The following is a 13,757-nucleotide window of genomic DNA, read 5'->3' as shown; positions in this document are numbered from 1 at the left end:
CTCTTTTGATTAATTGTATCATTATTGCTCTGAGGCTATAATATCGACTATTTTAACTGTGAGGTCAAGGCATGTCCAAACGTATTTTAGAAGTGATCAAGCCGGGCGTCGTGTTCGGCGACGATGTCCAAAAGCTCTTTGAAATCGCCAAAGAAGAAGGGTTCGCCCTCCCGGCGGTCAACGTCGTCGGTACCGATTCGATCAACGGCGTCCTCGAAGCGGCCAAACTGGTCAACTCTCCCGTCATCGTCCAGTTTTCCAACGGAGGAGCGAGCTATTACGCGGGCAAGGGCTTAAGCAACGAGAACGAAAAAGCGGCGATCGCAGGAGCGATCAGCGGTGCGATGCACGTGCACATGATGGCCGAAGCATACGGTATCCCGGTCATTTTGCATACCGACCACGCGGCACGCGAACTGCTCCCGTGGATCGATGCCCTGCTCGACGCGGGCGAAAAACATTTTGCCCAGTACGGCAAACCGCTTTTCAGCTCCCACATGCTCGATCTTTCCGAAGAAAGTCTCGAAGAGAACGTTGCAACGTGTGTCGAATACCTCAAGCGGATGGATAAAATCGGTATGACCCTCGAAATCGAACTGGGTGTTACCGGCGGCGAAGAAGACGGCGTCGACAACACGAACATCGACAACGCCCTTCTCTACACCCAGCCCGAAGACGTCGCGTACGCGTACGAAAAACTGAGTGCGGTGAGCAAACGCTTTACCGTTGCCGCATCGTTCGGAAACGTCCACGGCGTCTACAAACCGGGCAACGTCGTCCTCACTCCGATTATCCTCGACAACTCGCAAAAATACATCAAGGAAAAATTCGGCACGGCATCGGACAAACCGGTCGATTTCGTCTTCCACGGCGGCTCAGGTTCAACGCTCGAAGAGATCCGTGAAGCGATCAGCTACGGGGTCATCAAAATGAACATCGATACCGACACCCAGTGGGCGACCTGGGAAGGGGTCAAAAATTACTACGAAAAGTACAAAGATTACCTGCAGGGGCAAATCGGAAACCCTGAGGGTGAAGACAAACCGAATAAAAAATACTACGACCCGCGCAAATGGCTCCGCGACGGGCAGAAAACCCTCGTCGAACGTGTCAAACAGGCGTTCAGCGACCTCAACGCGATCGACCGAAACTAAAATTCTCCGTTTTCCCCTTCTTAGGAGGGGGAAGTCTACTTTCTGACACTTCCTAATAATAATGGACACCGGTATTGTTGATAATGGAATTCTTCCCTGAGGGGGAAGAGAAGAAAAGAAGATTTATTTGGTGTAGGTGATTTTGGCTTTTTCACGCAGGGAGTTCATTTTTTTCTCCATGTGTGCTTTGAATTTGTCCATTTTGAGCCGCTGCTCGATAAAGTTTTTCACTTCGTCAAAGCCGAGTTTTTTCGCCGCTTTTTTGTCTTCGATGTAGATGACGTGATATCCGAACTGGCTTTGGACCGGACTCGCCGACATCGTCCCCTCTTTCATCGCGAACGCCGCGTCATTGAACGAAGGAACCATCTGCCCGCGCGGGAAATATCCGAGATCTCCGCCCTTTGCGGCGCTGGGGCCCGTCGATTTCGACTTGGCCTGGGCGATGAACTCGTTACGCAGTTTTTCGCCGCTGAGCCCTTTCATGCTTTTGATCACCGCTTCGGCTTCGGCTTTCGTTTTCACCAGGATATGGCGGGCGCGGATTTTTTCTTTGTCGACGAACTCGTCGGCATTCGCATCGTAATAGGCTTTTACCTCTTTCGCGTCGATGTTGATCGAATCGAACTGCTCTTTTTCCCAGATCTTCGCAGCCAGCTGCACTTTGAGACGGCTGACCAGCGCTTCGAGCTCCTGCTTGTACTCTTTGGATTCGAGGACGCCGGTGCGTTTGGCATCGTCGTAGACCAGTTCCTGTGCGATCATCCCTTCGATGATCCGCTGGCGCAATTCGTTTTGTTTGTCTGCGGGGAGTGAGTCGAACCGTCCCTGTGTCCCTTCCATCAATACCTTGTTGACTTCCTCGGAGGTGATTTCGTCACCGTTGACCGTTGCCAGAACACCCGCGGACGCCATCGGGGCACCCAACAACAAACCCAAAACCCAAGCGGTATAAAAACGCTTCATTGCTTTCCTTGTATTCCCTGTCTGCACAGGGATTTTGATTTCGGCATTATAATACATTTGAGAGTATAGTACGCAAAAAATAACCGAAATTAAACGGCGTTCTCCAGCCGTTGCGATTGGGCCGTTTTGAGATAGCGTTCTATCGTCTGGAGAAGGAAATGTTTGTCGATCGGTTTGGCAAGGTGCGCATCGAGTCCCGCCGCCACGATCCGTTCACGGTCTCCGATGAGGGCATGCGCGGTAAGGGCGATGACAGGGACGAATCCCCGCTGGTCGCGTTTGTCGATCTCTTTGATCAGCCTCGTCGCCGTCAGACCGTCCATGACCGGCATGTCGATGTCCATCACGACGAGATCGAACGGCTCTTTGAGATAAGCGTCGACCGCTTTTTGGCCGTTGTCGACCGCCACCACCTGGAAGCGCTCCTGCCGCAGAATCGTTTCGAGCAGTTTCAGGTTGATCAGGTTATCCTCGGCGATCAGGATCTTGATCTCTTCCTGACGCGGAATGCTCTGCACTTCAGGGCTGCGGGAGATGTATTCTTTGGGCATTTTGTTCCACACGACCGCGAGCGTTTTATGCAGTGCACCGGGCAAAATGGGAAGCGTCACGATCGATTCTACCGATTCGACGATCGCATCGGCCTCTTCGCCGTATTCGAACTTCATGATCGGGACGACCTGAAGGTTCGGATAGGTTGATTTGATCGCGTTCACCTGCGAGGGAGAGAGGTGGGGAACGTCCAGGAACAGAACGTCGCTTTCGTGCAACGCCGTGTTCACCAGATCGTGTATCCCTTTGACCCGCACCTTGAAAAGCTCAAGATATTTGTAGAGCAGCGCTCCCTGGGTTGAAAAATGACGGTCGTGCGTGTAAATGAGAGAGCGCGTCCCCTCGACAAAATCAAACGTCCCCGCTTCGGTGATCTCGTGGACGATACGAAACGAAAAACGCGACCCTTTTCCCGGCTCGGAAGCGAGCATCAGATGCGAATCCATCATATCGACGTATTTGTGGCTGAGACTCAGCCCGATCCCCATGCCGTCTTTTCCGCGCCGCTGGTTCTCCCACGCCGACGCGAACGGGCGCAGCAGGGTTTTGATTTTTTCGGGTTCGATCCCGATCCCCGTATCGCTGACCGCGTATTCGACCTCAATGCGGCCGGCTTCTTCCTGTACGATCAGGATTTCAACGAGGACCTGTCCCCCCTCTTCGGTAAACTTGATCCCGTTTTGAATCAGGTTACGCATGACGGTCAGAATTTTGTCCTGGTCTCCCACCATCTTTTTGGGAAGGTGGGGATCGATCAGAAACATCAGGTGTATGTCTTTGGCCGATGCGAGGTCTTCGAACTGCATCGAAAAGTTCTCATAGACCTCCAGGGGATTGAACGGCGAAAGGTTCATGTAAACGCTTCCGCTCTCCACCTGCATCAGTTCGAGGAGATTTTCGATATTGCGCATCATCGAAAGCGCACTTCGGCTCGTCATATCGACGTATTCCTGCTGCCACGATCCCAGAGGGCTGTTTTTGAGCAGATCGGTAAAACCGATAATAGCATTCATGGGAGTGCGGAATTCATGGGAGATATTGGTAAGAAATTTCTTTTTGAAATGCTCGAAATAACGTTCCGCGGCTTTCGCCCGCTCGAGAACCGTGGTGTCTTGAAATACGACCCCGATGATCGGAGTGCGGCCGATCATGATCACCTCGGATTTGACCGCCACGCTGTATTCCGCCCCTCCGGCCCTCATTTTTCCCCGATATCGCCCCGGTTGCGACAGTAAAAACGATATTTCGACCCCGAAGGGTTCAAACCATGCCAACAAAGAGGGGAGCGAAGCGACATCCTCTCCCCCCAGCAAATCGAGCAGTTGAGCGTTGCATCCTACAACTCCGCCGGACATATCGGCATACACCATCGGATCGGTGTGGAGTCTGGCGCAGGAAGTTAACAGCTCGATGGTCTCCGGATAGGCTTGAAGAAAACTCTCGATGTAGTGCATGTTCGCTCCTTACAACGGATCGTGCAGATATTTCCGGAGAACGTACTCCAGTTTTTCGCGCGTGAGAGGTTTGGAGAGGTAATCGTCCAGCCCCCGCTCGAGGATATACTCCCGGTCCCCTTCCATCGCCAGCGCCGTCAGGGCGATAATCGGCATACGGTGCAAGGGCCCCTCTTGGGCTTTGATCTCCTGAGTCGCCAGAATCCCGTCTTTGATCGGCATATCGATATCCATGAATACGATATCGTAACGGTGGCTACGGCACACTTCGACCGCTTCGTCACCGTTGGACACGGCGGTCACCCCGATACCGTATTCGCGAAGCAGCAATTTGATCAGTCGCTGGTTGATCAGGTTGTCCTCGACGACCAGTGCACTGACCCCGCGTTGAAGTTGCGTCGGTGCGACGGCGGCAGCAGGGCGCGGAAGATTCAGAATTTCCGAAAGATGGGAGTACAGCGTGCGCGGAAGCAACGGCTTGTGCAACGCCTTGTCCACCACATGAAGCATTTTGGCCTGGAGACGTTCGTTTGCGTCCAGCAGCAAGACGGTTTTACAGGTACGGTTCAGCCGCTCGAGCTTCATCACCCAATCCCCTTTTTCCTGCGACGCGATCAGGTAAACTACTTCGGCGTTGTCGAAGAGTGTTTCGTCGATCATCTGCACTTTGGTGACGCTGACGCCGAAACTGCGAAGATAGTTGGTGAGGTGGTTGGCGTCGTCAAGCCGTTTCTCGTCGATCAGTACCACTTTGACGCTGTGGGCATTGATCATGTTCAAGGCGTGATCGGACGAGCCTTCCATCGTCAGGGCGAAACTGAAAGTCGATCCTTTCCCCTCCTCACTGGCGATTTTAAGTTCGCCACCCATCAGGGAAATCAAACCGTGTGAAAGGCTGAGTCCCACTCCCAGCCGATTATCCGCGTGATCCCCCGAAACGAAAGGGCGGGTGATGTTGCCCAATTCGGACTTGCTGATCCCTTTGCCGGTATCTTTGACGCTGAAACCGACGTTAAAGCTTCCTGAAGTGTTGCGCTTGAGAAGCTTGACCTCAACCGTAATCCGTCCTCCCGAAGGGGTGAATTTTAGGGCGTTGGCATAGAGGTTGTTTAGCACCTGCCGGATTTTGCGGATATCGCCGATCAGGCGGCTCGGGAGCTTAGGATCGATGAAAAACGATACGTTGATCCCCTTGTCGCTCCCCGTTGAAACGCAGTTTTTCCCGAGTTCTTCCATCTCGGCGATAACCTCGAACTCGCTGTCGTTGAGGCTGAGACGGCCGTTTTGCATCTGGGCCAGATCCAGAAGGTTTTCGATGTTCGCCATCAGGTTGCGGGCCGAGCTCTGAACCGAACGGATGTATTCGGCCTGCGTCTCGGTCGGCGACGTTTTGGAGAGGAGCTCGACAAATCCCAAGATGCCGTTCATGGGGGTGCGGAATTCATGCCCGATGTTCGAGAGAAACTTGCTTTTGAGCTGTTCGGTCCGTCTTACCTCTTCTTGGAGATCGGTCTCCGCGGTACGGTCCTGAAGCCGCAGAAGATAGAGTTCGACCCCTTCTCCCTCCATCAGCGTCGCAGTCGCCGAGAACGAACGGAGTTTTCCGGAACGGTCGGTGATCCCGACACCGTATCCCGAAGGGCAATGGGTACGGATGTAATCGAGCCAGCTTTTGTCGTATTCGGTAAAAACTTCTTCGTCTTCATGGTCGAAAAGTTCGCGAATACTTTCGTACCCCGAACGGAGCTGTTCGATGTTTTGCAGAGGGACCAGATTGAAAAAGGTTTTGTTCGCCCCGATCCATCCCCCCTCTTTCGTGAAAAAAAGGACAGCGGAAGGGTCAGCGTCGAGGATTTTGTAAAACAGCGACTTGTTGATGATCTGTTCATTCTCTTGCGCGAACCGACCCTTACCCGCGCCTCTTAGTTTTTGAAACCAGCCCGTCAATCCCAAAACTTGCTCCCTTTCCCGAATACACCGCGTACGGATTGCATGAAAAGCAGCTATTGTAACACAAAAACACCGTGGTTCATGTTTTTTTTTCGATCATGCTACAATACGCCCCAAAAACGGAATCGGATGATGAAAAAAGCGACAAAAAAAGAGATAGAAGCGATCAAATCGGCTCTTTTGGAACGCTATCCCGAAGCGGTCACGGAACTCTCCTACACGAACCTCTATGAACTCGTCGTCGCCGTCGCCCTCTCGGCCCAGTGCACCGACAAACGGGTCAACCTCATCACACCCGCCCTGTTCGACGCCTATCCTACCCCCGCACACCTCGCCCGCGCCGATATCGAAGAGGTCAAACGGCTGATCCAGAGCTGTTCGTTTTTCAACAACAAGGCGATCAACCTGGTCAAGATGGCTCAACGGGTCGTCGACGTATACGGCGGAGAGATCCCGCTGGATGAAAAAGAGCTGACGACCCTGGCCGGCGTCGGCCAGAAAACGGCCCATGTCGTCCTTATCGAATACACCGAAGCCAATCTGATGGCCGTGGATACACATGTATTCCGCGTCAGCCACCGGCTCGGTCTCAGCGACGACGCCACGGCCGTCGCCACCGAAGCGACACTGGTCAAAAAGTTCAAAACCGATCTGCACCGCCTCCATCAGGGGCTGGTGCTCTTCGGCCGCTATATCTGCACCGCCAAAAATCCAAAATGCGATACCGAGTGCTTTTTGAAAGCCTACTGCAAAAGTACGGAGGGATTTAAACCCAGATGAGCTACAATGCCCTCATGAAGAAAAAACTGCTCCTTTTTTTGCTGCCCTTCGTCGCGGGCGGATGCTTCAACGAACGGGGTGTGAGCCTGCGCTACTACAGCGAGTGTGAAGAATACTACGACGTACAGGGTTATTATCACAAAGAGTGCGATAAAAATATCGTCGACTACTCCGACGTCAAAGAGGCGTTCCGAAACCCGATACGCGGAAGCGTCCAGTAACGTCCGCGGTTAGCGAATCGCGATAAAAGTCGCGAAATTGGCCCAGCGGAACAGGACGTCGCACGTTTTGAACCCGCTGTTTTTCGCCATCGATACGTTTTCGTTCATCGTGTAAGGGATCAGGACGTTTTCGAGCGCTTCGCGTTTTTGCATGATTTCATATTCGCTGTACCCCTGCGTCTTTTTAAAATCGTAATAGCAGTCGATGAGTTCCTTGTTAAGCCGCGGATCATCGCTGACGACTTTTTCGCTAAAGAGGAACACTCCCCCTTCTTCGAGAGCATCGGCAATCGTTCGCAAAAGCCCTTCGCGTTGCATCGGGCGGATAAACTGCAGGGTGTAATTGCTGATAACCACCCGCGCTTTTTCGTATGGGTACGTCAAAATATCCCCTTCCACGAGTTCGATCCTCGACCCGAACGCTTCGGTCTTTTTCCGTGCATGCTCGATCATCGCCGCAGAGTTGTCGATCCCGACCAGCCGAACGGTACCGTTTTTGGGCAGCGAGCGTTCGATCTCGAGGAGCATCGACGCCGTCGAGCACCCCAGATCGTATACTATCCCCCCCTCTGAGAGGGCGTTGGCCGCAAACCGGCGCGTCAACGCCTGGGACTCTTTGTAAAACGGGACGGAACGGACCAGCATATCGTCGAAAACGGCGGCGACGTCGGCATCGAATTCAAACTGCTTGGAGATCGGCTTGCTAAAAAGGGTATCGGTATTCATACTGAAATTGTAGCGTAAAGCGAAGCGGTTTCGAGGGGCGACTGATGGGGATGACGAAACAAAACTCTAACGGCCCCTCATCGGAGAAAAAGCATTTTCCGATCCACTTTAAAAGAGGGTCGGAACGTTAGTCTCCTCGTTTTTTTTGCTTTTGGCGGGCAACGGTTTCGTTTCTCCGAAAAACGTCAATTCGTTTTCGCGCAGGATACGGATGACGTTTGTCGTGCCCGGCGTACCGATCGGGTATCCCGCCGTAAATATGTAGGTGTTGTTTTTGTCGATGATGTTGCGTTTGAGCCCGCTGTGAATCACATCGCTGAGCATCTCTTCCAGACGCCCTTTTTTCGTCAGGTAAGCGGGGACGACCCCCCAGACCATCGTCAGCAGCCGTGCGACCCGCTCTTCGTGCGTCGCGGCGTAAATGGTCATTTTCGGGCGGTAACGGGAAAGTTTTTTCGCCGACTGCCCCGACGTCGTCATGGAAATGATCCCCTCGGCATTTAGCGAATCCCCCAACCGAACGGCCGATTCGTTGACAACGTCCATCGCGTCGTCGTACCCGAAGTCGAATTTTCCGTACGGATAAATCTCTTCGATCGAACGGATAGTGTTGACCATCGTCTCGACGGCCAGAACGGGGTTTTTCCCGACGGCGCTCTCCTCGGAGAGCATCACCGCATCGGTTCCGTCGAGAACGGCATTGGCAACGTCGCTGATCTCGGCCCGGGTAGCCGACTCTTTCTCCGTCATCGACAACAGCATCTGCGTCGCGGTAATGACGGGTTTGGAGTGCTCGTTTGCTTTTCGGATCAACATTTTTTGAATCGTCGGAACGCGATGGTAGGGGACTTCGATCCCCAGATCGCCGCGGGCGACCATCAATCCGTCCGAATGGCGCAGGATCTCGTCGATGTTTTCGACCGCGTCGAATTTTTCGATTTTGGCAAACAGCTGCACTTCTCCGCCGCACTCGCGAACCACCTCGCGGGCCTGGATCATGTCGCGGGCGTTTTGGACAAACGAAATCGCCATGAAATCGACACCGTGACGAACCCCCCAGGCCATATCGGCTTTGTCCTTTTCGGTCAAAACGTCAATCCCCAGCGCCGTATTGGGGAAATTCACCCCTTTATTCGAAGAGAGTTTCCCGTGGTTTTCAACGGTTGCGCTGACGTATTGGGGGGTGCACTCGAGTATTTTGGCGCGGATGTTTCCGTCGTACAGGTAAATGGCATCCCCGATTTTGAGCATTTTAAGGATATCGGGCTGGTTGATCGACAGGCGGTAATGTTTCGGGCCGACTTTTTCCCCTTCGATCCGGTCGTAATAAAAATCGATCCGATCGTCGCTTTCGAGCAAAAAATCCTCGCGCAGTCTGCCGACACGGATCTTGGGACCGGAAATGTCCTGAAGCACGCCGACGATGAGCCCCGTTTCGCGCATCGCCGTTCGGATGTTTTCGAGTACTCCCGCGTGGTATTCGTGGCTCCCGTGCGAAAAGTTCAGACGAAAGACGTTGACTCCCGCACGGATCATTGCCGATAGTGTCTCGACCGTATCGGACGACGGTCCGACGGTAGCTAAAATTTTGGTTCGTTTTTGCATACTGCCCTCACTTGGGGGATTTTTCGGAAATGGTAACACATTTCGGTAACATTCCCCGCCCCCTCGTGCCGAAGTTTTGAACATCTCAGCCGATTTAGACTACAATGGCGCAAATTCTTCGATCCAAAGACACCGCATGACACAGCATCCCATCGAGACCGATATCGTTCTGATCGACATCATCGATTTTTCCCGTTTGCCGATGACGCGGCAGCTGGAGATCATCTCCTATCTTTCGCATACCTATCGCAAAATGCTCAAGATGATGCTCAAGTCTTCCGGAATCCCCATGAAACGGATGCTGCTGGGGCTCATTCCCACCGGAGACGGGTTTTACTGCGTACTGCACCCCGATCTCAAAGGGTTCGGCCCGATACTGGGGCTCTCTTTGCTCCATTTTTCCGATTATATCGCCAAAGAATACCCTTATTTTCAGGGGATACGGGTCGCCGTCCACACCGGCAAAATTTTCCGTTTCGAAGATATCCTGGGCCAGGACAACTACGTCGGAGACGGTCTGAACGAATGCGCCCGCTACATCGAAATCAAAAACCTTCTCGTCAATACCGTGATCATCTCGGACGCTGCCTACCGATCGCTGGAAGCATTTTTACAGCACAACCCCGATTTCCACACCCTTTTAAGACAATGTGAATTCCGCCACAGCTCGCTGCATACCTTTTCGGACAAACACAAAATCGAACGCCACGCCTATCTCATCTGGATGCGCCAGGGTGCCATCATTCCCCCTCCCAAGCTCCACGCCGCCCCCTCACGCAGTACAAAAGAATAGAGGGAAAAAGAATTTTTCGCTAAGATAACGGATACGATACCCGCAAGGAGCACGGCATGCGTTTTACGATCGACGAATACGCCAAAACATTCAAAATGTCCAAAGAGATGATTCACAACAAACTTCGGACAAAACGTCTCAACTATATCATCGAAGGGGGCATCACCTACATCATCGTTCCCAAAAGTTCTCTCGACGACGAGAAAACAGCCCCATCGTCCAAACCGGCCGCCACAGCTCCCCAGGCGCCGAAAACGACGGTCGGCATGATTATCTCCCTTTATCAAAAAGAGAATCAGCAGCTCAAACTCAAGATCAAAGAGCTCGAGGCCAAGATCGACCGCCTCGTGAACGACAAAGAGCAGATGCTGATCGCGGAACGTCAGCGGATCGAAGAGATCTACACCGCCAAAGACGAGCAGCTCAAAAGCATCCTGGAAGTGATCAATACCAAACTCCTCCTTTCCCACGACGCAAACATTCACGACGTCGATGTCACCTCCTCTTCCCCCCAGCCCGCTCCGATCGCTAACGGCCTCATCGAACTCAAACGCTATCTGAAATTCATCGGCATGGATTCCGAAGAACGCAAACAGGTCCGACGCCGTTTCGAAGCCGCATTCGGCAGTGACCCGCGTATCATCCAGAAAGAGGGGGATTTCTACGTCGACCTTTCCCGATACGACTACACCGATTTCCTCTCCTGATCGTTCCTCTTCCGACCCCGTTTTTCCCTTCTTTGCTTTTGCGTAGCAGGCTCCCCTAAGCCCCTTCGCCGTTTCCCAAGCCCTCCCCTCCCGCGATAAAAGTACCCTGGCTCATTGTGCCCTCCGGCGCAACCGCCCCGATTTCCTTCGTCCTCAGCATTCCATCTTTAGTAATCTTTTTTATACGGTTTTCTGTGTATTTGATACTGTTTTATTAATATTAAATATGGAATAATAAATGCTTTGTTTTATTAATTGTGTATTAACTACATAAATAATCATATTTAGTATATTTTTTTACATTTTTTATACGGTTTTATGTTTTATTTAAGAAAAGGATATTACAATGGAGCGATGGAAATGAGTGATCTTTTTAATCTTCTACACAACGCCGTAGAAGCACAGCGCAACGGCAAGAAGATTTCCCAAAAGGAGATGGCTCAGGAACTGGGTATTTCGATGCGTACCTATCAGGACTGGAGGCTTGGGAATGCGAAACCCCAGGCTGCCAAAGCGGTGATCGAAATGCTGGGGATGCTTGAAGACGATGAAATCATCCGTGTCGTACGGAAAATAAATAAACTTGGGGAGAAATCATGAGCAGCTTGACGGAACAAGAACGGATCGGTCTGGAAGAGGTCTTTTTGTCAATCTCGGCTTCGCCTAACGTGTTTCAGCGTTGTTCGCTCTGGAGCAAAAATTTATCTCTTCTTATAAAGGGTAAACACCCGGTCCTCCCCGCAATCCTCAGCGGCAGCACCGTTTTCGGGCAAAAAAACAATCGAAAACCAAACAAAATCACAAAACTTCTCAATAAAATACAAAAAAGAAGAAAATTTTAAGCCAAGAGATATTAAAGTATTCGCGGCTGAAACGCTCACCCTTCCGTTTCCTCGTAAGCGCTGGGGTTTGAGTAGGATTCACAGATCTATATTAAGGGCAATAAATGAATAAAGCGCAATTCGTAGAATTGGTTCAAAAAAGCGGCGGCTACAAAACAAAAGTTGAAGCGGAAACAGCGATCAAAGCTTTCACTGAAGCGGTAACAGCTGCTCTCGTAGCAAAAGAAGAAGTCGCGCTCGTCGGTTTCGGCAGCTTCAGCTCATCTTTGCAAAAAGGTAAAAGCGGTAAAGTACCGGGAACGTCTAAAACGTACAGCACAAAAGACAAAATGGTTCCAAAATTCAAACCGGGCAAAAGTCTTAAAGACAGCGTAGCTGCCGGCAAATAATCACCCCTTAATGCCTGGAAGGTTCCCCCTTCCGGCTTTCTTCTTTTCCCATTAATAATCTTGCACTATACTTTCCGCACTCAAGATTGGTTATAATCGTTTATTATTATGTGTCTGCCATTGCGATGGCGCCGTCTTAACAATCAGGGAAAGGGTTCGAGTGTTCGTAAAATTATTACAGCGTATTTTCTCCCCCAAACCTTCTTCGGACTCTACGCCAAAGTCCTCCAAGCCTTCTGATGTCTTCGTTTTTTCGGATGTCGTACGTGCGGGTGAAGGTCATTTTTTTGCCGACTACACCCTTTATCTGCACGAACGCGCGGTTCCCGTCGACATCCTCTTTTTTCTGCCCCGCCGCGGCCTGTATTACGGAGAGAAAATTTCATGGAACCTCGATGACGTGAGGGAAGCTACTCTGTCTAAGGCTTCAACACGGCGTAAGCAAGAAGCCTCGACCCGTTTTGATACAGTCGAATCGGCAATCCGCCGCAAAATAGCCGACGTCGTCTCGTTCGATTCCACCCCCCTTACCCGTTTTATCTGGATGGAAAATCTACGCAAAGAAGAGTACGAAACGCTCGATTCCTCTTTTCACGACCTCCTTCCCCCATCACGCGTCGTCTTTGCCGACGATTCACCCGCCGAGGCTCTCTCAAAACTCGAGGCGCTCGCCGAATATGCCGACGAGCCTTATTCGGCTCTCAGAACAATTGGTTCGCTTAACGCGCATCGCCTCCTTCTCCCGACGCCGAAGGAGCCGTTCGGTTCTTTTCTCTCGGATGAGCAGTATCTTTTTTTGGATACTCCTTTCAGCGACGCGTGCACCACCCTCTATGGAGCCTCGGGAAGCGGCAAAAGTACATTGCTGCTGCGAAGAGCCGTCGCCGAAGTTTTACGCGACCGCACCTGCGTCGTTCTGATCGTGACGCCCACATCCCTGGCGGGGGAACTTTTACGGGACAAATGGATATCTCTGATGGAGTACGGAGCCTTCAGTATTCCGCTGGATTCCATCCGTTTTTGCACTCCCGAAGAGTTCGATGCGGCAGGCGAAATCACCGAAGATATCAGGATCATCATGTGCGACGACACCGACCGTATGGAAGGACCGTTTCTTGAAAAACTCAAAGCGATGCGGGGGGAGCGATGGCTTCTTTTATCGACGATGAGCGAGCCCGATACGCTGGAAAACACCTTTTTCCTTCTCAACCGCTATCGATATTCGGACAACGTCGCGATTCTCAACGCCACTGCCGCCCAGGCGCTGTTTATCCTTTTGAGTGAATTACGCCGCCGTCTTCAGGAGAGTGCCGCACATGAAGTGATGGTCGTTCTGCCGGAGCCGGCGATGCTGGTCGAATACAAAAAAGCGATCGATGAATACCTGGGGCTCAACTGCCGCATCCTGCAGCCCGGGTTCAGCCTCCAATACCAGAATCTCGACAACCTCCTTCTCGCAACCCCGGACATGATCAGCGGCATCCGTATTCCCCATCTTTACCTCCTTGATTTCTCCGAAACACCCGATTGTACCTTCGAACTAAGCCGTGCATCAGATACGGCGACTATAATCTTGGTTTCAAATTCGGACGTTCCCGTTACGTAAACGGAGAACCGT

13 protein-coding genes are annotated in these 13,757 nt (G+C 51.9%); 8 read left to right on the top strand and 5 right to left on the bottom strand.

Annotation, left to right across the window (positions count from 1 at the left end):
- The first annotated feature begins 71 nt into the window (after nucleotides 1-71).
- Entirely contained in the window at nucleotides 72-1,154 is a 1,083-nt protein-coding gene (gene fbaA / locus E0765_RS10795) for a class II fructose-bisphosphate aldolase (RefSeq protein ID WP_132813225.1), read from the top strand.
- 123 nt (nucleotides 1,155-1,277) lie between these two features.
- Here the strand turns inward: fbaA and E0765_RS10790 are convergent, their stop codons facing one another.
- The 3 genes from E0765_RS10790 to E0765_RS10780 all read right to left on the bottom strand — a co-directional run bounded on the left by E0765_RS10790 (nucleotide 1,278) and on the right by E0765_RS10780 (nucleotide 6,073).
- Nucleotides 1,278-2,120 carry a peptidyl-prolyl cis-trans isomerase gene (locus tag E0765_RS10790; protein ID WP_132813224.1) on the bottom strand — a complete coding sequence of 281 codons (843 nt, stop codon included), beginning with the start codon at nucleotides 2,118-2,120 and terminating at the stop codon, nucleotides 1,278-1,280.
- Between the two features lie 89 nt (nucleotides 2,121-2,209).
- Entirely contained in the window at nucleotides 2,210-4,126 is a 1,917-nt protein-coding gene (locus E0765_RS10785) for a response regulator (protein ID WP_132813223.1), read from the bottom strand.
- A 9-nt stretch (nucleotides 4,127-4,135) separates the two neighbouring features.
- On the bottom strand, nucleotides 4,136-6,073 hold the full coding sequence (locus tag E0765_RS10780; protein ID WP_132813222.1) for a response regulator: 1,938 nt from the start codon (nucleotides 6,071-6,073) through the stop codon (nucleotides 4,136-4,138).
- Nucleotides 6,074-6,208: 135 nt separating this feature from the next.
- Here E0765_RS10780 and nth point away from each other — a divergent pair, with 135 nt between their 5' ends.
- Nucleotides 6,209-6,856, top strand: a complete 648-nt coding sequence (nth, locus tag E0765_RS10775; RefSeq protein WP_132813221.1) for an endonuclease III — start codon at nucleotides 6,209-6,211, stop codon at nucleotides 6,854-6,856.
- A gap of 14 nt (nucleotides 6,857-6,870) precedes the next feature.
- Nucleotides 6,871-7,077 (top strand): hypothetical protein, encoded by a 207-nt coding sequence (locus tag E0765_RS10770; RefSeq protein WP_132813269.1) that lies wholly within the window; start codon nucleotides 6,871-6,873, stop codon nucleotides 7,075-7,077.
- Between the two features lie 9 nt (nucleotides 7,078-7,086).
- Here the strand turns inward: E0765_RS10770 and cmoA are convergent, their stop codons facing one another.
- Both cmoA and pyk read right to left on the bottom strand, forming a co-directional pair.
- Nucleotides 7,087-7,803 carry a carboxy-S-adenosyl-L-methionine synthase CmoA gene (gene cmoA, locus E0765_RS10765; protein WP_132813220.1) on the bottom strand — a complete coding sequence of 239 codons (717 nt, stop codon included), beginning with the start codon at nucleotides 7,801-7,803 and terminating at the stop codon, nucleotides 7,087-7,089.
- Nucleotides 7,804-7,911: 108 nt separating this feature from the next.
- Nucleotides 7,912-9,408 (bottom strand): pyruvate kinase, encoded by a 1,497-nt coding sequence (gene pyk, locus E0765_RS10760; protein ID WP_132813219.1) that lies wholly within the window; start codon nucleotides 9,406-9,408, stop codon nucleotides 7,912-7,914.
- A gap of 136 nt (nucleotides 9,409-9,544) precedes the next feature.
- Between pyk and E0765_RS10755 the strand changes: the two genes are divergently transcribed.
- From E0765_RS10755 to E0765_RS10735, 5 genes are all read left to right on the top strand, one after another.
- Nucleotides 9,545-10,201, top strand: coding sequence for a hypothetical protein (locus E0765_RS10755; protein WP_132813218.1), 657 nt, complete (start codon nucleotides 9,545-9,547; stop codon nucleotides 10,199-10,201).
- 56 nt (nucleotides 10,202-10,257) lie between these two features.
- The gene (locus E0765_RS10750) at nucleotides 10,258-10,908 is read left to right on the top strand and encodes a hypothetical protein (RefSeq protein ID WP_132813217.1); all 651 of its coding nucleotides are present in this window, start codon (nucleotides 10,258-10,260) and stop codon (nucleotides 10,906-10,908) included.
- A gap of 354 nt (nucleotides 10,909-11,262) precedes the next feature.
- Complete coding sequence (locus E0765_RS10745; RefSeq protein WP_037949791.1) at nucleotides 11,263-11,508, top strand: helix-turn-helix transcriptional regulator; 246 nt, start codon at nucleotides 11,263-11,265, stop codon at nucleotides 11,506-11,508.
- Nucleotides 11,509-11,854: 346 nt separating this feature from the next.
- On the top strand, nucleotides 11,855-12,139 hold the full coding sequence (locus E0765_RS10740) for an HU family DNA-binding protein (protein WP_132813216.1): 285 nt from the start codon (nucleotides 11,855-11,857) through the stop codon (nucleotides 12,137-12,139).
- Nucleotides 12,140-12,299: 160 nt separating this feature from the next.
- A complete protein-coding gene (locus E0765_RS10735) occupies nucleotides 12,300-13,745 on the top strand; it encodes an ATP-binding protein (protein ID WP_132813215.1) in 1,446 nt (481 codons plus the stop codon).
- Nucleotides 13,746-13,757 lie beyond the last annotated feature (12 nt).

Origin of the sequence: Sulfuricurvum sp. IAE1 (assembly GCF_004347735.1) — a bacterium.
In the GTDB taxonomy this organism is placed as follows: domain Bacteria; phylum Campylobacterota; class Campylobacteria; order Campylobacterales; family Sulfurimonadaceae; genus Sulfuricurvum.
This window is presented reverse-complemented; position numbering and strand designations above follow the sequence as displayed.